The sequence below is a fragment of the Pseudoalteromonas neustonica genome, assembly GCF_001653135.1.
GTDB lineage: Bacteria > Pseudomonadota > Gammaproteobacteria > Enterobacterales > Alteromonadaceae > Pseudoalteromonas > Pseudoalteromonas neustonica.
Genome location: NZ_BDDS01000005.1, coordinates 48,131 through 70,531, shown reverse-complemented (window position 1 = coordinate 70,531; position 22,401 = coordinate 48,131). Strand labels below are relative to the sequence as shown.

General features: G+C 40.9%; 19 protein-coding genes and 1 pseudogene. 14 read left to right on the top strand and 6 right to left on the bottom strand.

Features of this window, described 5'->3' with window-relative positions; genetic code table 11:
• Window positions 1–50 precede the first annotated feature (50 nt).
• From A7967_RS09090 to A7967_RS09080, 3 genes and pseudogenes are all read left to right on the top strand, one after another.
• Complete coding sequence (locus A7967_RS09090) at window positions 51–2,678, top strand: TonB-dependent receptor (RefSeq protein WP_054205840.1); 2,628 nt, start codon at window positions 51–53, stop codon at window positions 2,676–2,678.
• Window positions 2,679–2,769: 91 nt separating this feature from the next.
• Window positions 2,770–3,357, top strand: coding sequence for a biliverdin-producing heme oxygenase (locus A7967_RS09085; RefSeq protein ID WP_054205839.1), 588 nt, complete (start codon window positions 2,770–2,772; stop codon window positions 3,355–3,357).
• Window positions 3,354–3,737, top strand: a pseudogene (locus tag A7967_RS09080) (YbaN family protein); the annotation flags it as partial. The gene A7967_RS09085 and the pseudogene A7967_RS09080, both read left to right, overlap by 4 nt.
• Window positions 3,738–3,918: 181 nt before the next feature.
• On the opposite strand, the gene A7967_RS09075 reads toward A7967_RS09080, so the two are convergent.
• Window positions 3,919–4,677 (bottom strand): transporter substrate-binding domain-containing protein, encoded by a 759-nt coding sequence (locus A7967_RS09075; RefSeq protein WP_054205838.1) that lies wholly within the window; start codon window positions 4,675–4,677, stop codon window positions 3,919–3,921.
• Window positions 4,678–4,859: 182 nt separating this feature from the next.
• Here A7967_RS09075 and A7967_RS09070 point away from each other — a divergent pair, with 182 nt between their 5' ends.
• The 8 genes from A7967_RS09070 (at window position 4,860) to A7967_RS09035 (ending at window position 13,464) form a co-directional block, all read left to right on the top strand.
• Complete coding sequence (locus A7967_RS09070) at window positions 4,860–5,492, top strand: PepSY-associated TM helix domain-containing protein (protein ID WP_054205837.1); 633 nt, start codon at window positions 4,860–4,862, stop codon at window positions 5,490–5,492.
• Window positions 5,492–6,001: a DUF2271 domain-containing protein gene (locus A7967_RS09065; RefSeq protein ID WP_054205836.1), complete on the top strand. Its 510-nt coding sequence runs from the start codon at window positions 5,492–5,494 to the stop codon at window positions 5,999–6,001. Before A7967_RS09070 ends, A7967_RS09065 begins: the two co-directional genes overlap by 1 nt.
• Before the next feature lie 43 nt (window positions 6,002–6,044).
• A complete protein-coding gene (locus A7967_RS09060) occupies window positions 6,045–6,887 on the top strand; it encodes a DUF4198 domain-containing protein (RefSeq protein WP_054205835.1) in 843 nt (280 codons plus the stop codon).
• A gap of 441 nt (window positions 6,888–7,328) precedes the next feature.
• Window positions 7,329–9,734 (top strand): PKD domain-containing protein, encoded by a 2,406-nt coding sequence (locus tag A7967_RS09055; protein WP_054205834.1) that lies wholly within the window; start codon window positions 7,329–7,331, stop codon window positions 9,732–9,734.
• Between the two features lie 229 nt (window positions 9,735–9,963).
• The gene (locus A7967_RS09050; RefSeq protein WP_054205833.1) at window positions 9,964–10,854 is read left to right on the top strand and encodes a DUF4097 family beta strand repeat-containing protein; all 891 of its coding nucleotides are present in this window, start codon (window positions 9,964–9,966) and stop codon (window positions 10,852–10,854) included.
• A 434-nt stretch (window positions 10,855–11,288) separates the two neighbouring features.
• On the top strand, window positions 11,289–12,407 hold the full coding sequence (locus A7967_RS09045) for a serine hydrolase domain-containing protein (RefSeq protein ID WP_054205832.1): 1,119 nt from the start codon (window positions 11,289–11,291) through the stop codon (window positions 12,405–12,407).
• 251 nt (window positions 12,408–12,658) lie between these two features.
• Window positions 12,659–13,102 (top strand): dihydroneopterin triphosphate diphosphatase, encoded by a 444-nt coding sequence (nudB, locus tag A7967_RS09040; RefSeq protein WP_054205831.1) that lies wholly within the window; start codon window positions 12,659–12,661, stop codon window positions 13,100–13,102.
• A 116-nt stretch (window positions 13,103–13,218) separates the two neighbouring features.
• The gene (locus tag A7967_RS09035; protein WP_054205830.1) at window positions 13,219–13,464 is read left to right on the top strand and encodes a DUF3297 family protein; all 246 of its coding nucleotides are present in this window, start codon (window positions 13,219–13,221) and stop codon (window positions 13,462–13,464) included.
• Window positions 13,465–13,541: 77 nt separating this feature from the next.
• On the opposite strand, the gene A7967_RS09030 is transcribed toward A7967_RS09035, so the two are convergent.
• The gene (locus tag A7967_RS09030; protein ID WP_231659059.1) at window positions 13,542–13,976 is read right to left on the bottom strand and encodes a fatty acid desaturase; all 435 of its coding nucleotides are present in this window, start codon (window positions 13,974–13,976) and stop codon (window positions 13,542–13,544) included.
• Between the two features lie 248 nt (window positions 13,977–14,224).
• Here A7967_RS09030 and A7967_RS09025 point away from each other — a divergent pair, with 248 nt between their 5' ends.
• Window positions 14,225–15,022 carry a response regulator gene (locus A7967_RS09025; RefSeq protein ID WP_054205829.1) on the top strand — a complete coding sequence of 266 codons (798 nt, stop codon included), beginning with the start codon at window positions 14,225–14,227 and terminating at the stop codon, window positions 15,020–15,022.
• A gap of 108 nt (window positions 15,023–15,130) precedes the next feature.
• On the opposite strand, the gene folE2 is transcribed toward A7967_RS09025, so the two are convergent.
• From folE2 to A7967_RS09005, 4 genes are read right to left on the bottom strand one after another with little or no spacing between them, the layout of a single operon-like run.
• Window positions 15,131–16,045 (bottom strand): GTP cyclohydrolase FolE2, encoded by a 915-nt coding sequence (gene folE2, locus A7967_RS09020; protein WP_054205828.1) that lies wholly within the window; start codon window positions 16,043–16,045, stop codon window positions 15,131–15,133.
• A 20-nt stretch (window positions 16,046–16,065) separates the two neighbouring features.
• The gene (locus A7967_RS09015) at window positions 16,066–17,394 is read right to left on the bottom strand and encodes a dihydroorotase (protein ID WP_054205827.1); all 1,329 of its coding nucleotides are present in this window, start codon (window positions 17,392–17,394) and stop codon (window positions 16,066–16,068) included.
• A complete protein-coding gene (locus A7967_RS09010; protein ID WP_054205826.1) occupies window positions 17,391–17,819 on the bottom strand; it encodes a MerC domain-containing protein in 429 nt (142 codons plus the stop codon). The genes A7967_RS09015 and A7967_RS09010 overlap by 4 nt, the downstream gene beginning before the upstream one ends.
• A 10-nt stretch (window positions 17,820–17,829) precedes the next feature.
• Window positions 17,830–18,306 carry a Fur family transcriptional regulator gene (locus tag A7967_RS09005; protein ID WP_054205896.1) on the bottom strand — a complete coding sequence of 159 codons (477 nt, stop codon included), beginning with the start codon at window positions 18,304–18,306 and terminating at the stop codon, window positions 17,830–17,832.
• 178 nt (window positions 18,307–18,484) lie between these two features.
• Here A7967_RS09005 and A7967_RS09000 point away from each other — a divergent pair, with 178 nt between their 5' ends.
• Both A7967_RS09000 and A7967_RS08995 read left to right on the top strand, forming a co-directional pair.
• Window positions 18,485–20,899, top strand: a complete 2,415-nt coding sequence (locus tag A7967_RS09000) for a TonB-dependent receptor (RefSeq protein ID WP_054205825.1) — start codon at window positions 18,485–18,487, stop codon at window positions 20,897–20,899.
• A 36-nt stretch (window positions 20,900–20,935) separates the two neighbouring features.
• Window positions 20,936–22,333 carry a hypothetical protein gene (locus A7967_RS08995; RefSeq protein ID WP_054205824.1) on the top strand — a complete coding sequence of 466 codons (1,398 nt, stop codon included), beginning with the start codon at window positions 20,936–20,938 and terminating at the stop codon, window positions 22,331–22,333.
• The last annotated feature ends 68 nt before the right edge of the window (window positions 22,334–22,401 follow it).

The following is a 22,401-nucleotide window of genomic DNA, read 5'->3' as shown; positions in this document are numbered from 1 at the left end:
TTATCATTCGTTTTCATATAAACCAATTTGTTTTATATGGAACGATTACAATGCCAAAATACCAGCCTTACCATGCTAAGTTAACCCCGCTTGCCTTCGCATTGGGACTTGCTTTGAGCCTACCAACAATGGCTCAAAGCTCATCAACTATTGTAACCTTCAATATTGCGCAGCAGCCATTAAGTCAGGCACTCAATCAATTAGCAAAGCAAGCAGATATGAGCCTAATTGCTGATGCCGCTATTTTGCGAAATTTACAAGCACCTGCAGTGTATGGCCAAAGAACAATTCATGATGCGTTATCACATACATTGCAAAATACAGGCATTAACGCGCAAATTATAGATAACACCATTATCATCAAAGCCGATATCGCGGCTGATACATCATCTCAAACACCTGATTTAAGTAAGACCCAGATCAATGAAAAAACGACAATAACAGACGATCAAAATATTGAAGTAATCGTGATCAATGGCGATAAAATAAACCTCAATCGCCATGAGCTTGACCGCAACAAAGGGAGCTCTAATTCAGACATATTTTCAACATTTACCGGTATTGATGCTAATAATTTACGCAATGAAGCTGGCGCATTAGATATAGGTATTCGTGGTGTGCAAGGCGAAGGTCGGGTACCCATTTTTATTGATGGTAGCTTGCAATCAACCCATACCAATCGCGGCTATATGGGCACTTCAGATCGCACTTATATCGATTCAGACCTGATCAGCACTGTTGCTGTAGAGAAAGGTTCGGCCATTAAAGGCGCTGCATTTAGTGCTGGTGCTATTGGCGGAACGGTTAATATTACCACCTTAAATACGAGTGATATTCTAAAGCCTAACGCCGATGCTGGCGCATTAATAAAGCTCAAAACATACAACAATAATCACACACCAACCGTCAGTGATGATGCCAACCAGCAGCTGTATTATCAGGTCCGTAACCACAATAGCACCAGTGATTTTGATAATGGCGGTATTCTACTCGCGGGTGCATTTAAAACGGATCAATTAAATGCAGTGCTTGCCTATAGTGATAAAAAAACTGGTAACTACTTTGCTGGTAAGCACGGTTATGAAAATTTTGTTGAAACGTATCTGTGGGGGCAAAGATTGCCACCAGTAAATCAAAATGGTGAAGTAGTAAACACCAGTTTTGAAAGTGAATCTTATCTTGCAAAAATACAGTATGCTTTTAACGACGAACATAATATTGAGCTAAATACACGTCATCACCAACAAGAAGCGGGTGAAATGCTTGCATCATACTGGTTCAAACAACGCGAAGGGGATTTCTGGATACTGCCTGATGGTGAATATGGCACAATCCCTGTTGGCATCGAAACTATGCCACAGTGGCAGCCGGGGTCTGCACTCGTAAATAGCGCAAACTTACTCTATCGTTTTTTGCCAACTAACAATCCATTAATTGATTTGAAAGTCAACGTATGGACAACCAACGCAAAATTACGACAATATAACGCCTTGGCCAGTAATTTGGGCCCTAATGCACTGCAATACTTTCATGAATACAGTAACCAGCGCCATGGCTTAGGTGCTTATAATACCTCTGCTTTTAATGTCATTTCAGTGCCAACTACATTGATGTATGGCGTTTCTTTACAAAACGAAATCCTTAAACCTAAAGAAGGGTCCCTAAAGCACTTTTACGGAGATAAAACCACCTCTCGTGATGGCAAACAAACAATCCGTAGCTTATTCGTGAATGCACAGTTTGATTTAGATCCAATTGAGTTAACCGTGAACCTTAACCACCATGACTCACAGACTAAAGATAACCAAAGTGAACTGGCGCTAGATTTCGATCCAAAAACAGATTTTACAGCGCAGCTTTATTACAGCTTATTTGATAATACAGCACTAAAAGCGAAGTACAGCAAAGCGTACCGCATGCCAAACATATACGAAACGACCGTTTCAAATGAAGTGTTTTCATATTCGCCTGACTACCCTGTCACGCCCGAAAACAGCAACACGTTTGAGCTAGGAATTGAAAGCCACTTTAGTGACACGTTAATTAAGGGTGATAGCCTAACGCTATCAGCTAACTATTTTGATACCCGAATTGAAAACATGTTGGCAACAGCGCAATTGCCAAACAAAGATCCTAATGCTCAACCATGGCAAGTAAAATATACCTTTACCAACTACGACAGCTTTGAATTACCGGGTATTGAACTTAACCTTAATTATAAAAGCGATTTATTTTACAGTACTATTTCATACACCAATTACACAAATATCAAAATATGTTCAGCGCTCATTGCAGGTATTGAAGGGGTTAATAACTGTAACAATCAAGGTTTTTCGGGCAGCTTAACGCCTCTTCGTATTCCACCAAAAAGAAACATCGTCGCCACGGTTGGTACGTCATTTATCAATAATCGCTTCGATATCGGCTTTACTTATAAAGGGCACTCCGAAAAACACCACCCAGCTGGATTCTTAAGTGGAACTGGCGCAAAAGCTATCAGCAAAATTCCTGCTAGCTACCAGCTTGATTTTTTTGCTAATTATAAATTTAACAACACATTTAGTGGCTATACCACTATCACTAATCTAACTGATAGATACACAGTGTCATCAGGCTCAATTGTTGCTATGCCTGAGCCAGGACGCACTATCACAATCGGCCTCGAGATCAAGCTATAACCCAATGATGGCGGCTAGTTAGCCGCCACTTTGTACTTCACATTTCCAAATAAATATTTATAAACCGTCAATCCCATTAAGGAATCAAACAATGACAGCAGTAAGCGCTCCATCTAGGGCACTAAAACTTCGCCAACACACCGCTGATTTACATGACAATATCGATAAAAGTATTATGGAAAAAGACCCATTCGCTAGCGTAGATAACTACGTGCAGTTTTTATCATTGCAATATCACTTTTTAAAAGATGTAGCGGCTTTATATGAACACAGTGAATTAAGTGAACATATTGATGACTTGGTAGCACGTCGTCGCTTAAGTTTATTAGAGCAAGACTTTATTGATTTAAGGCGTAAATTGCCAACTATTACACTCAATCCTTTAGTTGATAACACTACAGATTTGGCAACCGCACTTGGTTGGTTATATGTTGTTGAAGGCTCAAAAGTAGGCGCAGCAATGTTAGGAAAACAAGTGCAAGTTCGTCTACAATATAACGGAGACTTTGCTGCTCGCTACTTAGCAGGACCAGGTGCTGGGCGTGGTAGTGCGTGGCGTCATCTAGTACAATTAATAGATAACATTGAGCTAAGCGATAAACAAGAGCAGGCACTTATCAACGGTGCTCGTCAAGCGTTCAGCCGCTTTCAACTATATCAGGCACACGTCTATTCATGAGCTTAAAGGTAACGTTAGTCGCGTATAAAAATGCTGGATACCAACTTCTCGGCTTAGCCCTAGTTGGGCTGGGGATCATTGGGATTGTTTTACCCGTTATGCCCACCACTATTTTCTTTATCTTGGCGCTGGCTTGCTTTACACGCTCATCACCTAAACTTACGGCATGGTTACTTAATCATCCAAGATATGGCGCAACACTGCGCCATTGGCAAGAACATAAAGTTGTGCCTATAAAGGCCAAATGGTTTGCAGGTATTGGCATGTTGTGTGGCTTCGTCTTATTGGCTATGTCATCACCATCGGGTTGGGTTCTCTACATGGTTGCCGTAATTGAGTCGTCAGTCATGATTTACTTATTGTCTCGACCATCCCGCCCAAGTCAACCCAAAGAAAAACAAATATCACAACAACAAGTTAAAATATTAGCCGCTTCAATTGCAATGCTAATTCATGCTGTCGTATTAACTGTTTTTATACATCAAGCAACTTCAGTGTAATTTTATAGTAAACCCACATCGGCACTGCATAGTTAGCTTGGCATGCTTCTTCAGTGCCGCTTTATAGTTCGCTAGCAGCCTGTGCCAAATATTGCCAAAATAACTCTACCTGCTGCGTGTTTTCCTGATAAAACACTTTATTAATTGGTAGATACAATTTTATTTCCATCATGTTGTGTTTAGTTATTGTCAGTTGCTCAGTTAAATTCAATTTTTGGATGTAATGCTGAGCAACCTCACGCTCAAAAATGTACCCATCTAACTTATCTACAGCGACCAATTGCAAGCCACGTTCAAGCGTGAGCTGTGAATCAGCAAGTAAGCCCGCTTGTTGGAATGACTCATATGATAAATAGCCAAAAGGTGCTGATAACCCAAAACGCATATTAGCTCGATATAATAATTCGTTAAGTCCCTGCTTATTTACCAAAGGAGTGACTAAATGATCCCGATCAAATACACCGCCTTTTTTAACAATCAGCGGGTAGCTAGCTTTGGCTAAATAGGCTGCAACAGGTGGAAATTGATACTCGCGCGCTCGCTCATCTGTGCGCGCCATTGAAAATAATCCTTGGGACTTATTTTGGCTTACATTTTGCTGACATTTTAACCATGAGCTACGTTGGTATTGTACTTTTAAATTGGCGTGTTTAGCGGCGGCATTAATATTATCAATAATACTGCCTGTGGGTCTTTTCTCTATATTTTGCCCTAAAACATAAGGCGAAAAATCTTTTGCCTCTAGGCATAGCTGCATCAATGGTTTGGCGGCCACTGCAGGTATAAATAAAGCACATGCTACTAGTAAATAATACTTCATCACTAAGCCTCTAGAATATTATCTCTATCATTATAACATCTTACTTCCTTGGATTTGATAAGCCTCTAGATGGATTTTTAATCACTATCCTAGTAAACAGTGTAAAGTTCGTAAATAATGTTGTGATAGCTAATGCAAATCATTACCATGTAGATAATATTGCCTTAACTACTTAATTATTTATGCCGTTAATAAATAAACGAACCTTATACAGCACTAGCCGTGCGTTACATATTTATCTATCTACAGCGTTGCTATTTTTACTTATTCTATTTTGTGTCAGCGGCATTGTGCTTAACCATGTTGATTGGCTCGAAGGCGATAAAAGTGATGGGCAATTAAATACGCCAATTCCCACGGATTTACTCGACAAAGCACAGCAAAATTTAACAACCTTACCTGCTTTATACCCTGAGATAGAAGCCTATCTAGCAGCGCAATATGGGTTAACAAAAGTGAAGAGTATCGAGTGGGAAAAAGAAGATGCATTAGTCATGCTCGACTACCCTCTCCCCGCAGGTTTTGCCTTTGCTGAGCTCGACTTTACCAGTGGCGAATTGAACTTAGAATACCAAACGGGTGGAATTTTAAGCCTAATAGGTGATTTACACAAAGGTCGCCACACCGGCGAGGCGTGGAGCTGGGTTATTGATATCTCAGCGGTATTGATGATCTTATTTTCCATCACTGGAATGATTATTTTATTTCAAAATAGAAAAAAACGCTTAGTAGGAATATGGCTAACAGTGCTTGGGGTCGCAACACCTGCCGTCATTTATTTATGCTGGGTACCGCAACTAAAAGGAGTGTCTTAATGCAAAAACTTAACACCTTAATTAGCGCCGTAATCTTATTTACAGCGGCTTTGTTTCTACCTCATGTTACTGCTGCGCAGGCTGAGCTTGAAATTGAAATAACTCTACCTGATTTAGACGTACAGCCATACCACCGCCCTTATGTGGCTGTTTGGTTAGAAACCCCTGAACGAAAGCATGTAACAACACTCGCATTGTGGGTAGAAAAAGCAGAATGGTTTAAAGATTTACGTCAATGGTGGCGTAAAGCTGGTAAAAGCGACGCCAACTTTGACGGCATAACAGGCGCTACAAAACGCCCCGGCACTTACACCATTAATTGGCACGGCAAAGATTTGGCTAACAATGCAGTTAAACCAGGTAAATACTTGCTAAACCTAGAAGTTGTTCGTGAAGAAGGCGGCCGTGATTATACCCGCGTTGCAATCGATCTAACAAAAGATGGCAAAATAACCATTGATGGTACTAATGAATATTCACAAAGTTTCGTCACTATTATTGCTAAGTAATACGTAAGCAAAGCAGCTACAACAATTTAAATAAGGAAAGATTATGAAAATCAATTTACTTAAAAGCGCGCTAATTGGTGCACTTACTTTCACTGCTCTTGCATCAAGCTACGCCAGCGCACATGCACAATGGTTAGTGCCATCGCACACCTCTTTATCAGGCGATAAAGCGCATTACGTAATGGTAGATGCGAGTATTTCAAATGAAATTTTTGCACCAGATAAAGCATATCGTCCAAAAGAAAAAGGCGCTGAATATGACGATAACTTAATTATGGCGATTGGCCCTGACGGTAAACCTGTTAGTGACAAAATTCGTGCTTATTACCTAAAGCGCAAAAACTCAGCAGCTGTGAAGCTTGATGGCGAAGGGACTTACCACATTGCCATGACTCAAAAACCACGCTTAATGACATTCTATAAGAATAAAGATGGCGACCGTCGTCGTGTATTTGCTGGTAAAGACAGCAAGGATATTCCAGCCGATGCAACCGATATCAAAACAACGAAAGCAATCTCTACCGTTGATACCTTTGTAAGTCGTAACGGTACATCAAAACCTGCTCTGCTCGGTAAAGGTTTAGAAATAAGTGGTCCAACGCACCCTAATGATTTATTTGTTGGTGAACAAGCGCGTTTTCAACTATTAAAAGCAGGAAAACCTGCGGCTAACGTAGAACTCGCAATCTTAAAAGGCGATACACGCTATCGTAACGAACGTAATGAAGTAAAAATAACCACCGATAAAGAGGGATTTTTTAGCGCAACGTGGCAACACCCTGGCTTATACCTAATTGAAGCCAGTATCAGTGAAGAATCGACTGAAAAAGGCATTGATAGCGTACGCTATTCGTTATTCACGACACTTGATGTAGCGCCAGAGTAACCTCTTTTTATAACGCAAAAAATAAGGTCAAGCTGTTTGCTTGGCCTTTTATTTGCTGTGCTCGCACCAACAATTTTCTATATTTATACACCGAACCATAAAACTAAACCTTTTGATTTTAAATCAAAAAACACTAATCAACGCCAAATCATTTATTCCTAAAAAAAACAACAATTACTATAACCTAGTTGTGTTAAGTTTTTTGTGACGAAAAAAAATACAGTTAATTAACGCAATCCACTTGCTTACTTGTATTTTTAGGTACATATTAAATACCAGTTTTGAATAATTACTTTAAACTATATTTAACGGATATAAATAGTATGGAAATTGGATTTCATTCCTGCATGAACAATGTAATTACTTACCCCATAATAATTATATCCACCCCACATCCTTAAAATAAATTTACACAACAATATTACCGATAAGGAAATTGATATGACGTGGAAGATCTTAATTCCGTGTGCTTTGGCATTTACACTCACTGCATGTGGCGGCGGCTCCGGTTCACCGACAGGCAATACAAACCCAGGTAAAACAGCACCAACAAACACCAAACCAACCGCCATGATTAATGCCCCGGCAGGTGAAATGCGTGTAAATACAACACTCATATTTAGTGGCACAAACAGTAGCGACCCTGAGAACGATACTTTAACTTACCAATGGCGCTTAACCAGTGTTGACGAACAAACTGAATTTGCCATTGCTGTAAACAATCAAAGTAAAGTCGAAATATCCGTAACTGAAGCACAAAGCTATAAGCTCACTTTAATCGTCAATGATGGCAAGCTTTCGAGCACACCGGTTGATAAATTAATTGAAATTAAAACCGCTCCCACGCAATTAATAGCCAAAGCAGGACAGCCTCAAACAGTAAAACAAGGTGATGTAGTTTTATTAGATGGCGCACTAAGCAGCACCTCAAACGGTGTGATCAATCAATACAAATGGCAATTTAATACCAAACCACTTAGCAGTAGTGCAACAATAGAAAACAATAATAGCGTTAAAAGTCAATTCATTGCAGATAAAAGTGGGAGTTATGCAGTAAAGCTAACAATTACTAATTCATTAGGCGAAACAGCAAGTAATGAGGTATTGATACAAAGCGAACCGCTCGATGATAATTCAGCTCCTCAAGCTGTTATTAAAGTGCAAAATAAAACCATCGCACCTAACAGCATAGCCACACTTGATGGCACGCAAAGTAGCGACCCAGATCAAGGTGATACCCTGAGCTATTTATGGGCCATTACCTCACAACCTGCCAATAGCAACCCAGCACTAACGGATAACTTAACCCACACAGCTGGATTCTCTTCCTCAGTACTTGGCCAGTACACGCTTTCATTAACAGTTAAAGATCAACACGGTGAAGCAAGTACAGCCTCAGTAACGTTAGCGGTAGAGGCGACTAATCAAGCCCCAATTGCGCAGCTTGTAGCTGAAAGAAGCATCATGTTAAATGACTTAGTCACGCTACAGTGCGCGCAGTGTAACGATCCTGAAGGGCAACCTTTAAGCTACCTTTGGAAATTACAAGGCAAACCAGAAAACAGTATCGCGCAACTAATCCAGCACACAACAGCAACACCTTCGCTTAGCGCTGATATTGAAGGTGATTATGTGATCACATTAATCGTATCAGATGGACAACTTAGCTCTGAGCAAGCTACAACCGTGTTACACGCGCAAGCTAATGAAAAACCAACAGCCATTATTAGTGATGTACCATCTATTTTAGTCGATGAGGAAATTCAACTTGATGGCTCACAAAGTACAGACCCTGAAGGCAAAGACCTTACCTATGAGTGGGAAATTGTATCACCGATAGGTCGTGCTACGCTTTCTAACACCGATGTTGCTAAGCCTTTATTTAAAGCATCAATGGCGGGAGAGTTTGTTGTTTCGCTACGTACCAACGATGGCGCTAAATACTCTGATACGCAAACTATTACCATCACTGTTAATCAAAATGCGCCGCCAGTGCTTATTTTTGAAGGACTGCAAACCCGCATAGCTGTTGTTGGCAACCCCGTTACGTTTGATGTTAGCCAAAGTTACGATCCAGAAGGTACCGCGCTTAATTTTACTTGGGTACTTATTAAGCCTGATGGTTCAAATGCAGCTTTAACAACTACAGATCAAAGCACCACACAATTTACACCTGATATTGCTGGCATCTACAGCAGCGCTATTGTTATTGAGGATGCTGATGGTAATTCGAAAAATATGCTTTTCATCACCTCAGCAACAGACACAGCAATACTTACAGGTACTGTAAAAGGGCAAATTACTGATACCCAAAAAATAGGTATAGCTAATGCTAAGTTGCTAATTAATGGAGTAGAGCATACAACGGATGCAAGCGGCGTGTTTGATACAGTAACAGCGTTAGAAGAAGGCGCAAAAACCACAATTACAATTGCAGATGAAAGGTTAGCAAGCGGCGAATATAAGTCGGTAGCAATTACACAAAATGACTTTACCTTAAATTTAGGCCAATCAAGCTTACCGATAGTGCAAGATGTTGAAGTATCTGTATTCGTATGCCCAGAGTTTACTGGTCCTGATACAGTAAATTTACGCTTTAAAATGGTTGATACTATTTTAACTTCAAGCAGCTTTGAGTTTCAGTTTGACGAAACAAAATCTTTGGTATTGCCAAAAAGTAATGGCACCTACCTAGATGCCACCTTGAATATTGCACTTCCTAGCAGCGCAATTTATGAGGTAACGGTCACTGAGGATACTGTGAGTAATACAACTGGTGCAAACACAACTATTTACTACTCTCAAGCCACTCCAAACCTAGCAATAATAAGTATTTGTAATATCTAAAATAATCATCTAAGCCACTTTAACCTTTGTTGAAGTGGCTTATAAGCCTTCTCTATCGACCCCACAATATTAATAACCACTCGAATTTAGTCCATTTGACCAATTCTTCGTTATGCTTATCAGCAATGAAAAATTAAAACTAATAAAAACAGCTTGTTAAACTTTGGCTTTATTTTTGCTATTAAAATCATAAGCTGTAAATCTAATTAAAAAAATGAGAACCAATATAATGATCAACAAACGTCTGTCTTCGCTAACTAAAACCCTTCCTATTGCCGCTAGCCTATTATTGCTCAGTGGCTGTATTGTGCATATTTCAACCTCAGGCTCCAATGTACAACAGCAACAACAACTCTCACTGTCAGCAGCGCAGTTACAGCAACTTTCTATTGATGCTGAATCGGGGTCATTGCAAATAATTGGCTCAAGCACCGCCACTGAAATCACCGTAGATGCGACTATTTATACAGCAAAGATAGATGACGCTTACACACTCACTCTAGAACAAGTAGGCAACAAAGCAGTATTAATTGCAAAAGACTACAACCCAACAGGCATGGTTGTATACCAAGGTAATTCGCCAAGTATCGATTTAGTTGTGACTGTACCAAGTGCATTTAACCTTGATATAGATGATGACTCTGGCGATATTAATATAGCTAGTGTGCAAGGCAATATCGAAATAGACGATGACTCAGGCAGCATCACTATTAATCAAGGGCACAATGTTACGATTGATGATGATTCTGGGGATCTCGATTTGCAGAATATCACCGGTAATATTGAAATCAGTGACGACTCAGGCAGCATCAATATTCGAGATGTACGTGGTAACCTGGTTATCGAAGATGACTCTGGCGATATCACCCTGACCAACATCACCGGCAGTGTCGATATTGACGATAACTCTGGCAGTATTAATGCCAAAACTCTAGGCAATTACATCACAATTGAAGATGAATCTGGCGACATTTATGTTGAACACGTTAATGGCCTAGTCACGATTGAAGACGGCTCAGGCAGTATTCGCGTCAATGACAGTAAAGGCCTAACTATTATTGAAGCTGGCTCAGGCGATTTAAGCATTGATAATATCAACGGCCCAGTAAAACTAAATTAATACTAAGTTTTTATAGCCGGTGCTTCGAATATTACAAAACGAAGAATTGGCTAACTTTAGCCTATAATTACCTGTTTTTAGATTTTAATATTACCCACTAATGCCCAGCATACGATTGCTTCCGCCCTTATTGCACCCAGTATCACTTTTTCAGAATACGGATTGGCATGATGTCTAAGGCAGCCTCAGCACAACCCTATTTATAGCCCCTTAGAATAAAACCACCCCTAATCATTTTGAGGTTGAAGATTGAAGAAGAAACAAATATTCTTTGGATGTTTTTCCTACTTTTTTATTACACATTAACAAGTAGCAATTACTTTATATCGCTTTACCTCTTAATGCATAGAATCAAAATACTCGCCTTTGTGCTGATAGATCGTTCAATTTTAATTAATTGAGTAAATAATAAAAATATAATATTAAGGAATAATATGATTAAAAGAACAGTTGTTCACTTAGCTTTATTGGTATCTTCAAATAGCGTATTCGCTCAAACTCAACCTTCATATGCTGAACAAATAGACGCACTTTTTAGTGATATATCTGACAATATCCCTGGTTGTACCGTTGGCGCTATTAAACAAGGAGAGCTCATACATCAAGCTGGATATGGGTCAGCAAACCTTGAACTAAATGTACCTTTAGATGGCAATCATATTCATCGTATCGCCTCTGTATCAAAACAATTCACAGCGATGGCCGTATTACTTTTGGCTGATGAAGGAAAAATAAAATTAGAGGACGACATTCGTGAACACTTGCCCGAATTACGTGATTATAAAAACAAAGTAACAATTAACTCGATGCTTGGGCATTTCTCGGGCATGGGTGATTACGACTTTGTGGATGACCTAACAGATGAAAAGGCAATGGATTTACGCTCTTCCGCGGGAGGGCCATTTAGGCTTGGCAATCAAGATTACCTGAGTATTAAAGAGTTTTACGATTATGTAAAAACAGTGCCATTAAGAAGAGCACCCGATCAACAATGGGAATATAGCAACTACGCGTATTTTTTACTTTCGATGCTGGTCGAAAAAGTTTCAGGGGAATCATTAAGAACATATTCCGATAAACGTATATTTAAACCTCTTGGTATGAAGCATACCTTTTTTAGTGATGATAGCACTGAGATAGTCGCTAATAGAGCCAGTGGGTACAGTAAAAACAAAAGTGGTGAATACTTTACAAATATGACCAATTTATTTTGGGTCGGCGATGGTGGCTTACATACAAATATTGAGGATATGCTGCTATGGGATCACTATTTTTATAGCCCTACTTTAGGCAAACAGCCGCATGCTTTACTTAAGCATTTTAATACGCCTAATAGCCAACATTTAACAAGAGGCTCTTTGTATGCAAACGGGCAAGGGGTTGAAGAAAAAGACAACGGTAAAGTTTTTTCCCACGGCGGTGGCTGGCTAGGTGTAGCAACGCACTATCAACGCATCCCTGACAAGCAACTATCCGCAATAGTTTTTTGCAACGATGACACGCTTAACCCTACTGAATATAGTAAAAAGATTATAGAAATTATTTCTAATTAACCATTAAATGAAGCACAAGCGACCTAAAGTTAAGACCTTATGTCGCTTGTTTAACCAACTCTCAGGGCTTATTCTGCGCTTCCTACCCAAGCCCTCGAATAGCAGCTCAAAGTAATCAATGCGCTGAATTCTACATACTGGGTGGTTTAAGCACTTAGTTAAGAGCCACACGAAACAAGTGACACTTCACGCTAGTTTCTTAGTTTTTACTGCGCTAAACTAGCGATAACTAAGTAGAATGAGCGTTTATTTTGTCAGCAAACTTACCACTTCGTCAGCCCTTTTCTGTGCTGGTGGTTATTTATAAAAACAATAAAGACTGTTTATTGATTCAACGCACTGACGACGCTAATTTTTGGCAATCAGTCACAGGTGGCATCGATGAAGGCGAAAGCCCTACAACAACCGCCTACCGCGAATTACTTGAAGAAACCGGCATTGATGCACGGTCATTAGGTTTAACCATTCGCAATCACCAAAAGACCAACCAATATACTATCCGCGAAAACTGGCGTCCTCGTTATCATGCCAACGCGCTTATTAATACCGAGCATGTGTTTAGTGTTTGCGTCCCAGATGATATCGTCATCATACTCGATCCTAAAGAACACACTGACTACGAATGGCTACCGCAACAACAAGCCGCAAACAAAGCATGGTCACCGAGTAACCGCGACGAGATATTGGCTCTATAAGCTCCTATCTCTTAGCTATTTTAGCGGTAATCGTTCATATTTATCACAGCCACTATTGAGCCTAAAGCGTGTATTGCCTACAATAGCGCACAATCTATTCTTTGCAGATCACAATTATGACTGACACAAATAAACCTGAACTACCTGATCAACTTTCGATCAACCCTCGTAGCCCACATTATGTGGAAGCCGTTTTTGATCACGACATTGGTATTCGCCACAATGGCAAAGAACGTTCAGACGTTGAAGAATACTGCATCAGCGAAGGCTGGATCAAAGTGGCAGCACCAAAAGCGTTAGATCGCCGCGGCCAACCACTTTTAATTAAAGTAAAAGGCACTGTTGAAGCGTTTTATCGTTAATACCTAACGGTAAACAAAAGCTCAACGTTGCAGCTTACGATGAATATTAACGTATCCGTCGTAAGCACAACACCATATTAGCGATCTATTCGTACTAACTCGTCACGTTGTGCTAAATGCTGCGGCAATACTAAACCCCACACCAAACCGATCGCGAACAACCCTTTTAACACCCACCAGCCAATATCCAATTGCCCTTTTTCTAAAGCAAAATTTGCAGAGCCAGGAAATGCATGATGATTGTTATGATAACTTTCGTCCATAGTTAATAATGCAGCAAAAGGCACGTTATAGCCTTGAACATATGCTTGCTCAACATGCCAATCCCTTTGCCCATGATTATGTGCAAAATAACCAATTAACCAATGCCCAACCACAGATACACTCACTCTAAGGCATACACCCCACACCACCCAAGAGACACCGCCCAGCCAAAATAATAGCAGCGCTAAAGGGAGTTGTTGCAGCATCCATGTTCTTTGCATCCATAAATACACGCGACTATTGGCCACACTCGATTCAATATTAAAGCTTGGTGGATCGGCAAGTTTTATATCGCAAAAGAGCAAAAAAAGACTACAGACTAACCTTCACACTCTGCCATTGGCCTTTCATAGGCCTTTTTACTCTTTGTTTTACATGCTTTTTAATACTTTTAGTTACAAAAATGCAAAGTTTTGTCCTGCTAGGGCATATTGTTGATCTATAATACCGATCTAAGCAAAAGCTTTCGTATAACAACAACACTGAAGAGATATAAATGAGTGATTTAACCGCAATAGCCAATTTATCAATACTGTTAGTTGAGCCTTCCGATGTGCAACAAAAGTTGATAATAAAATCACTGACTCAGAGCGGTGTAACTCAAGTTGAAACAGCTAACACACAAGCCCAAGCTTTAGCGTTGCTTGATAGCTATCAGCCTGATTTAGTGATCAGTAGCATGTATTTTTCTGACGGCACCGCTGATTCACTTTTACAGAAAATACGCTCAACACCACAAACTGAGCATCAAGCGTTTATGTTGGTATCAAGCGAGCGCAACAAAAAATATTTAGAGCAACTAAGGCAATCTGGGGTATTAGCTATTCTACCCAAGCCATTTAGCGCCGAAGCAATTACCCGTGCGCTTAAAGCAACATTAGATATTATTAGTGAAGAAGAAGTTGAATTAGAGCATTTTGATGTCACTTTGCTGCGCGTGCTTGTTGTTGATGATAGCCGTTTTGCGCGTAAGCATATTATAAGGGTGCTTGCAGGTATGGGGATCCCTGCACCTGTTGAAGCAGAAGATGGAAAAAAAGCTGTAGAACTGCTTAATGAACAGTCGTTCGATTTAATTGTAACCGACTACAACATGCCTGAAATGGATGGCAAAGAACTGACCGAAACAGTAAGAAGCTCAGCAACCTATTCGCATATTCCGGTTCTAATGGTAAGTTCGGAAGCCAACGAAACTCATTTAGCAAACATTGCCCAAGCGGGTGTAGATGCCATTTGTGACAAGCCATTTGAACCCGCAACAGTAAGAGAGCTGCTGTTTAAAATTATGTCTTAATATACCCATAGCATTAAATTAATGACCTGTTATTACAGCTTAATAACAGGGAAATAACTCATACGGTTAGTGAGTCATTTCACCGATAAAATTCTCCATTTTGGGTCTTTAAAGCTTTTCGTAACCATGTGAAGATTTATGATCAATAACCACCGCATTATGAGCATGTAAACTTTCTTGATGCTCAACCTTAAACCAGTAGTCGATGACTTGCCCATTATTTTCTAGCGCTAGTTTTAAACGTCTTGCTGCGTCTTCACAGAACATGAGGTTTTCAGCATTTAATTTTGCAAACGCTTGTTCGTCTTCGCGTTTTACTGCGGTTTGCACAGGTGTGCCTATCACTTCTTCTAAGTTTTTAATCAACGTTTCAAGGTTCGGCAACGCATTATTTTGCAGGCGTAATTTTAAATAGGCATATGAACGCTGACTATGTGGTGTTGCAACTGAACCTTGCTGCGAGGTAACCCAATCTAAAAGCTGCTCTTTAGATATAAGATCCTGACTAAACTGTGAAGTAATGGCATCACTCATTGCCTGCCTTGATAAAGCCGCAGAACAAGGACATGTACTTGAATAAGGAATGGTCAGTGACAACTCCATATTCATTTGTTCATTAATGTATTCACAACGAATACTCACAGGATAAGTTTGATAACCAAATTGATCACTGAGCAACGCAGGTTTGCGAATTGTTAATTCAAACGCTAATTGCAGTCGTGCAGCAAGGCTTAATCCTTGTTGAGACTCGACTAACTCTTTTAAAAGAGCAGCCAACACACCTACACTTAATTGCTCTCGCGCCAAAATATCTTTTACCCTTAGATACAACCGCGACATATGTATGCCTTTCGCGTCAGCTTTATCTAAACTTACAAATACATCCGCTTTTGCTGCAATTGATGAGCTGGGTTGTTCAATAATATTTAAAGGAATGGCAATGCCTTCCATACCAACCCATTTTAATGGTAAGGCTGCCCCGGCGCGCTGCCCAGATGCAATATCAGGTAATTGTAATTTCATATTTTAACTACTATTCACTTTTAACGATTAAATAACAAAGGCATTGCAATGCCAGTCGTGTCTATTAGCTGCTGGCCATCAAATACTTGTTTACCATTAACCCACGTGGCCATAATCTTTGCCGGGAATCGATGACCGTCAAAGGGGGTCCATTCACAGTGGTAGCGGGTGCTTGTATGATTGACTAAGGTTTGCTGATTTGTATCAACTAAAACCAGATCGGCAAAATAGCCTTCACGAATAAAACCACGATCTATTATGTGGTAACGCAATGCAGGATTATGGGCTGTTTTTTCAACGACCTGCTCTAGTGTTAAGCGCTGTTGCTCTACGTGTTCAAGCAAAGTTAATAATGCATGTTCAACCAAAGGCAGGCCTGCTGGTGCTTGACTATAAGGAACCTGTTTTTCACTCCAAGTATGTGGAGCATGATCGGTTGCAATAATATCAATTTGACCATTTATAACTGCATTGAGTAGCGCATCGCGGTCGCTTTTTGCTTTGATTGCTGGATTACATTTAATCAAATTACCTTGCTTTGCATAATCCTCTGCACTGAACCACAAATGATGAACACAGGCCTCAGCAGTTATATGTTTATTACGAATATCACCTGCCGAAAACAAGCTAAGCTCTTTTTCTGTGGTGATATGCAATACATGTAATTGCGACTGATACTTTTTAGCCAATGCAACAGCATAAGATGATGAGGCATAGCAAGCCTGCGTATCTCGGATAATAGGGTGATCGTGTATGTCTAAGGTTTTCCCCTGCAACTTACCAAGGTTTTTTTCAATAACACGACCATCTTCACAGTGGGTCACAATTAAAATTGGGCTCTCTTTAAAAATTGCATCTAACGCATCAGGGTGCTCAACAAGTAAATCCCCTGTGGATGCCCCCATAAAAACTTTTACGCCACAATGGCGAGTTGGATCAAGCCTTTTAATTTGCTCTAAATTATTTTCAGTAGCACCTAAATAAAAGCTATAGTTTGCCAATGAGCTGTCGCGACCTAGCGCAAACTTATGCTCCAGTGCCTCAATCGTGGTCGTTGACGGGCTTACATTTGGCATTTCCATAAAACTAGTGATGCCACCTGCAACGGCTGCGCGCGACTCACTGCCAATATTGCCTTTATGAGTTAAACCAGGTTCGCGAAAGTGCACCTGATCATCAATCATTCCAGGTAATAAATAACACCCATTTGCTGCAACTACATGGTCATTCGCTTGTGCGGGTATATCCGCCGCTATTTTATCGATACGCCCACCAACAATGCGCACATCAAGAACCTGTGACTTACCCTCATTGACTACACAGGCATGTTTAATTAATGTGGCTTTCAATTTACTTGCTCTGACATGCTAGCTGAACACGGACAGTCTTCATTATTTTTGGCTATACACTGACGAAAATTAAACCAATGGGCAACAGCAATAAAAGCCGCACCTAATAGCGTAAACCCTTTCTCGCCTAACTCACCGAATAACGCCTCACCAGCGGTCACTGCGAGTACCATTAAAATCACACCAACAAGCCCTGACACCATATAGCGAAAACGTTTATGCTTTTTACAACCTAAACTTAATGCAAGTATGCTTGTAGGTATTACAGCTGCCAATATCCATAAATGGAACTGTTCATTATCAAGTTGTAAGGCAGCAAAGCTAGGTAAAAGTGTTAGTAAAATAGGTGTTGCAAAACAATGAACTGTGCATACCATTGAAAGACCTATAGCAAGCTTATCCATTACACTTTGTGTCGATTTCATTCTATTTCCTCTAATTGGACTGCGGCAATTTTGGCTTGCATTGGCAACATAATCCCGAAATCTCTAACTGCGAACCCGCCGGCGAAAAACCTGTAAGCTCCAAATGTTCAAACAAAGCCTTCACCTTGTCATTATCATCATTCATCTCGGTCACTTTGTTACATGAAGCACAAATTAAAAACATAGATAACTGATGCTGGCATCCATCATTGGCATGACTGCATGCCATAAATTTATTCTCTGATTTTAATCTATGTACCAAGTTGACCGACTCTAAAACATCTAAAATCCGATAAACTGACATAGCCAAAATCGGCACATCCATCACCTTATTGAATTGGTCAGTAAGTTCATAAGCCGACAAAGGCTTATTTGCATGGAGTAAAATTTCGAGTACCTGCTGACGTTTTTCAGTCAGTTTTTTTCCTGATGTTTCGCACTTAATATTTGCAAAACGAATCGCTTTTTTAACTTGCCGTTGATTCACTTTGACCACACTAACTCAGGCTTACTCAACTCAAACTTTGCCATTCCTTGCCCCTTATCATGATTCCATTTCGTGTAAACCTGTTCCATTTGCGCCAAACATTAATTAATTTTTCTATTGATACAATATAACATTTCAAGCACAATTGATATAGTATAACATTCACTAAGGTAGTCAAATGAAACGAAGATCTCAATTAGCTGTGTTGATAGCGGCTTTATTACCCGCAAGTGTGCTTGCAAAATCCATTGAAGGCGTTGTGTTAAACAAGCAAGGTAACGTTGTTGCCAACGCAACAGTAGAAGTTGAAGGCTCAGACATAAAAGTTACAACGGATGCAAACGGCAAATTTGTAATAACGGGCTTAAAAGACGGTTTAAAAGAACTTCACGTTGTTGCCCCAGGTTATGCTCACCTTCATCGCGATATCATGCTTAATACCAGTGATAGCCAATCGGTTGCTTTTAATTTAGAGCGCTCACCAATTGAAGTTATTGACATTGAAGCAACCCCAATTCATATGTCAGCAATGGAATCTGCCTCTCCGGTGAGTGTTTTATCCGGTGAAAAATTAAGACGCGAACAAGCCGCAACACTCGGTGACAGCTTGGAAAGACTGCCAGGTGTTAATACTAATTTTCACGCCAAAGTCGCCAGCACCCCAATTATTCGTGGCTTAAGTGGACCTCGAGTTCTGATCACTCAAAATGGCCTTGATGTGAGTGATGTATCAAGGGTTGGTCCAGACCATTCAGTTGCTTCAGAGGCGTCAACTGCACAACAAATAGAGGTATTACGCGGCCCTGCAACGTTATTTTACGGCAGCGGTGCAATTGGCGGGGTAGTCAATGTGGTAGATAATCGCGTACCAACAGACAGTTCAACTCGTGGTGAATGGAATGTAGAGCACAACTCGGTTGATGACCAAACCGTTGCTTCTTTTAATGCCACCACAGGCACTGATTCGTTTGCTTTTTATGCTGATGCATTTTGGCGAGAAGCGAATGACTATGAAATACCCGTCGCTGCTGAATTAGCACATGACGATCATGACCATGCAGAACACCATAGTGATTATGTTGTAAAAAACAGCAACGAAGAGTCTGACGGCTTTACTGTTGGCGCCAGCTATTTATTCGATCAAGGCTTTATTGGTTTAGCCATCGAGCAATTTAATCGTCAATACGGCATTCCGGGTCACTCTCACGGTGCTGAAGACGAGCACAGTGATGAAGAAGAAAGCGTATTTGCCGATTTAGAACAAACTAAAGTGCAACTATTAGGTGAATACAACCTAGATAGTAAATGGCTTAATAAAATCAACCTACGTGCAGGTTTTACAGATTACGAGCACGCAGAAATTGAGCACGGCTCAGTTGGCACCACATTTAAAAATAAAACCAACGAATTACGCGTAGACATTCTGCATAGTCAATTTAATGAGTGGAATGGCGGCATTAGCTTTCATTACAAACAAAGTGATGTTGAAGCACAAGGCTCAGAAGCGTTTACCCCTCCTTCACAAACACAAAGCTATGCCATTGCACTAATGGAAGAAAGACACTTTGGTGATTTTTTAGTGCAATTAGGTGGCCGCGCCGAACGCGTAACTATCGATGCAGATAACGTATTACTACCTAGTATTGATGCCCACGCGCACGACGACGTAGGTGGACATGACGGCCATGATCACGGCCATGATGAACACAGTAACGCAACTCGCGTATTTGACGCAAAGCATGAATTTACCCCTGTTAGCTTATCTGCTGGCGTAGTCTGGGACTTTGCTCCTAGCTATAATTTAGGCTTGTCATTGTCGCGTTCAGAGCGTGCGCCATCAGCCTCTGAGTTATTGTCGTTCGGCCCTCATATTGGTACTGCAACCTATGAAGTCGGCGCATTGTTTGATATTCATGAAGACGGCCATTTAGGCTTATCTGATCACACCATTGATTTAGAAACCGCCAATAATATTGACTTAACCTTTCGTAAAACCCAAGGCGATATAGGCTTCATTTTTAATGCCTTCTATAACCAAGTAGACAACTATTATTATCAAGTTGAAACTGGCTTATACGCTGAAAGTGGCCACGACCACGGGGATGACCATGATCACGGTGACGAGCATGATCATTCATCTGAATTACCTGTTTATTTATTCAAGACGGACGATGTAACTTTACACGGTTTTGAAGCGCAAGTTGCATGGCAGTTAACCGACGAGTTCAAGCTTGAGCTATTTTCAGATTACGTGCGCGCTCGCCTTGACTCAGGTGGCAACCTACCGCGTACGCCGCCACTGCGTTTCGGTACAGAGTTTAGCTACCAAACCGAAAAACTCAGTGCCCACATTCATGCCACTCGCTACCAAGAGCAAGACCGTACCGCTCCTGAAGAAACTGCTACCGATGGTTACACCTTGGTCAATGCCAGTATTTCTTATGATTTATCGGTACTCAATCAAGACCTTTCTTTGTACCTACGAGGCACAAATTTAACGAACACAGAAGCCCGTGTGCATAGCTCATTCTTAAAGAATATTGCGCCACGCCCAGGCCGTAGCTTTGCATTAGGCATTCGTGGCTATTTCTAAGCCATAAAAATTATAAATAAATTAAAGGAAACTAACATGACCAAACTATTCAAACTAAAACTTATTGCACTTGCAATTAGCAGTACATTAATTACAGCCTGCGGCGATGCAGAAACCAACATTGTTGAAAAAGATCCAATTGCAGTGCCTGATGACGGCCATGATCACGGTGATGGTGGCGACCACGGCGATGGCTATACAATCGACTCATTAGGAAGACTCGCTGTACTTGCCGCTGATAGCAACGCAGCCAGCTTTTTTGACTTAGACGACAATAAACTGCTTGAAACATTCACCCTAACACATGATTCAAATACGCTGTCAGTGTCTCCTGATTTTCGTTATGCACTTATTGCAAGTCGCAGCCAAGATTACCTTGGCTTTATTGATGGTGGCTTATGGCGTGAAGATCACGGTGCACACCTACATGACTACGAACAAAGCCCTGTACTTAGCAGTTATGAACTAACCAGCGGCAGCCGCCCTACCCACCTCGTTAATCACGATGGTAAATTAGCTATATTTTATGATGGTGATACAGACTCAGGCACAACCGCCTCAGTAGCGGTTCTAACCGACAACGATATTACAAACGCAACAGCGGCATTACCAAGCATTAGCTACAATATAAATATGCACGGTGTAGCGCAGCCACGCGGCGAGCACGTATTATCAACAATTCGTCGCGATGATGCACAGAGTACATCAAACGCTAAGATTCTGCCTGATCAAGTCGGTGTTTACCACCTTCACGATGGCGAATACGAACTAGAGCAAACACTTGAACTTACTTGCCCAGATTTACACGGTGCAGCACAAAACCACGACACCATCGCATTTGGTTGTAGTGACGGCGTGCTATTAGCGCATCAACATAATGACGAGTACGAAGCTGTAAAAGTGGCCAACATTGATGCTGTAGGCGATCTACGAATTGGTCGACTATACGGCCACGAAAAAAGCGATACCTTTATTGGTATAGCTTCGGGTCATGGCGGCGGCGCTGCTGTGCTGTTAAGTATCAACCCAAGCGACGCTGAAATGGAAGCGCTAGAATGGCAACTAGCCGATGGCGCAAGTGCGGTATCTTACTCTTTCTCAGCCAATGGCGAGCACTTTTTAGTACTAGACAGCCTAGGCTTTTTAAATGTACTTGAGGCACATGCGCACGACGGTCACACGCACTGGGAACTAGCAGGTCAAGTTGATATCACTGAACAAGACGTAACAACCATGCCTGAGGGTATGAAGTTTAGTATGACAGTAGCACAAAACGGTCATTTCGCTTATGTAGCCGACCCTATTGCTCAGCACGTTGTGCAAGTACACCTTGAAGATTTAGAAATTGAAGGTGAACTAGAACTTACATTCCCACCAGCGGCTATTACTTGGTTAGGTATAGCACAAGAAGAAGAGCACGCTCACGAACACTAGGTTTATAGTGTATTGACCAGTTAGAGTTTTGGGCTAAAGCCACAAAATGACAAAACCCGTCATTAGAT

Coding starts and splice junctions, on each gene's coding strand:
- A7967_RS09035 (WP_054205830.1), top strand. CDS start 13,219: ATGACTGACACAAATAAACCTGAACTACCTGATCAACTTTCGATCAAC.
- A7967_RS09085 (WP_054205839.1), top strand. CDS start 2,770: ATGACAGCAGTAAGCGCTCCATCTAGGGCACTAAAACTTCGCCAACAC.
- A7967_RS09070 (WP_054205837.1), top strand. CDS start 4,860: ATGCCGTTAATAAATAAACGAACCTTATACAGCACTAGCCGTGCGTTA.
- A7967_RS09060 (WP_054205835.1), top strand. CDS start 6,045: ATGAAAATCAATTTACTTAAAAGCGCGCTAATTGGTGCACTTACTTTC.
- A7967_RS09000 (WP_054205825.1), top strand. CDS start 18,485: ATGAAACGAAGATCTCAATTAGCTGTGTTGATAGCGGCTTTATTACCC.
- A7967_RS09065 (WP_054205836.1), top strand. CDS start 5,492: ATGCAAAAACTTAACACCTTAATTAGCGCCGTAATCTTATTTACAGCG.
- A7967_RS09055 (WP_054205834.1), top strand. CDS start 7,329: ATGACGTGGAAGATCTTAATTCCGTGTGCTTTGGCATTTACACTCACT.
- A7967_RS08995 (WP_054205824.1), top strand. CDS start 20,936: ATGACCAAACTATTCAAACTAAAACTTATTGCACTTGCAATTAGCAGT.
- A7967_RS09090 (WP_054205840.1), top strand. CDS start 51: ATGCCAAAATACCAGCCTTACCATGCTAAGTTAACCCCGCTTGCCTTC.
- A7967_RS09010 (WP_054205826.1), bottom strand. CDS start 17,819: ATGAAATCGACACAAAGTGTAATGGATAAGCTTGCTATAGGTCTTTCA.
- A7967_RS09050 (WP_054205833.1), top strand. CDS start 9,964: ATGATCAACAAACGTCTGTCTTCGCTAACTAAAACCCTTCCTATTGCC.
- A7967_RS09045 (WP_054205832.1), top strand. CDS start 11,289: ATGATTAAAAGAACAGTTGTTCACTTAGCTTTATTGGTATCTTCAAAT.
- folE2 (WP_054205828.1), bottom strand. CDS start 16,045: ATGAAATTACAATTACCTGATATTGCATCTGGGCAGCGCGCCGGGGCA.
- A7967_RS09075 (WP_054205838.1), bottom strand. CDS start 4,677: ATGAAGTATTATTTACTAGTAGCATGTGCTTTATTTATACCTGCAGTG.
- A7967_RS09025 (WP_054205829.1), top strand. CDS start 14,225: ATGAGTGATTTAACCGCAATAGCCAATTTATCAATACTGTTAGTTGAG.